The 1,345-nt window shown below is 33.9% G+C and carries 1 protein-coding gene; it reads left to right on the top strand.

Translation table 11 applies throughout. From position 1 onward, the window contains the following. Positions 1-94: 94 nt before the first annotated feature. Positions 95-1,291 carry an IS256 family transposase gene (locus IRZ80_RS20710; protein WP_194644256.1) on the top strand — a complete coding sequence of 399 codons (1,197 nt, stop codon included), beginning with the start codon at positions 95-97 and terminating at the stop codon, positions 1,289-1,291. Positions 1,292-1,345 lie beyond the last annotated feature (54 nt).

The following is a 1,345-nucleotide window of genomic DNA, read 5'->3' as shown; positions in this document are numbered from 1 at the left end:
GGTACTATCTCATAAAGTGTGTAAGTAAAAAAGATATTAGGGTTTGTGCAAACCCTAATATCTTTTTTACTTAATTTTAAATTTTACACATTCTATGAAAAAAGAAGATTTGTTATCGGATGAATTTTTGAAGCAATTCAAAACAGGTGAAGACCTTTATAATTTTTTAGGTCAGTTACAAAAACGAGGTTTAGAGAAAATGCTCGAGGGCGAATTAGATGCTCATTTAGGTTATGAAAAGCACGAGAAAACGACAACTCCCAATGCTCGTAATGGCTTTTCAAATAAAAAAATAAAATCTTCTTTTGGAGAATCTCAAATCCAGGTTCCAAGAGACCGAGATGCTACTTTTAATCCCATAATTGTTCCAAAACGTCAGAGTATGCTCGATGGATTAGAGAATGTTATAGTATCTCTTTACGCCAAAGGAATGAGCAATAGTGACATTGAAGAACAGATAAGAGAAGTCTACGATTTTGAAGTTTCTACATCAACTATATCTCGAATAACTGATAGCGTCTCCAATGATATTGTGGCATGGCAAAACAGACCATTAGAGCCTGTTTATTTAATTGTCTGGATGGATGGCATCGTTTTTAAAGTTCGAGAGAACTCAAAGGTGGTCAATAAAACTATTTACTTGGCTGTTGGACTCAATAGAGATGGCAAGAAAGAAGTTTTAGGAATGTGGTTAGGTAAGAATGAAAGTGCTAGTTTTTGGCTGGGAGTTCTAACGGATTTAAAAGCCAGAGGGGTTCAAGACATCCTAATTACAGCCACTGACAACCTAAATGGCTTTACAGGAACCATTAAAAATGTATTCCCTGAATCACAAACACAAATATGTGTAGTACATCAAATTAGAAACTCTGCTCGTTATGTGGTTTGGAAAGATAAAAAGGAATTTTCAGCCGATATGAAGCTAATTTACAATGCTCCAACCAAACAAGCAGCCGAAGCTTCTCTTAAAGATTTTACCATAAAATGGAACGATAAATATCCCTATTCGGTAAAATCCTGGACTGAAAACTGGGAAGAATTAACCGTATTCTTTGATTTCCCAATAGAAATCAGAAAAATAATTTATACCACAAATTTAATCGAAAACCTCAATGGTAAAATTAGAAAATACACCAAAAACAAATTATCATTCCCTACAGATGAAGCTGTTTTAAAATCTGTATATTTGGCTTTGAGAGAGGCAACCAAAAAATGGTCAATGCCAATCCAAAATTGGGGATTAATCCTCAACCAGTTCTTAACTATATTTGAAAAAAGGGTTCAACTTTAATTAAAAAGCCAAACCCCTATATTTTTAAACTTACACACTTTTTAGGATAGTGTC

Origin of the sequence: Flavobacterium sp. HJJ (assembly GCF_015351475.1) — a bacterium.
Classification (GTDB): domain Bacteria; phylum Bacteroidota; class Bacteroidia; order Flavobacteriales; family Flavobacteriaceae; genus Flavobacterium; species Flavobacterium marginilacus.
Note: the sequence above shows the minus strand (reverse complement) of the source record. Positions and strands in the feature narration are given on the sequence as shown.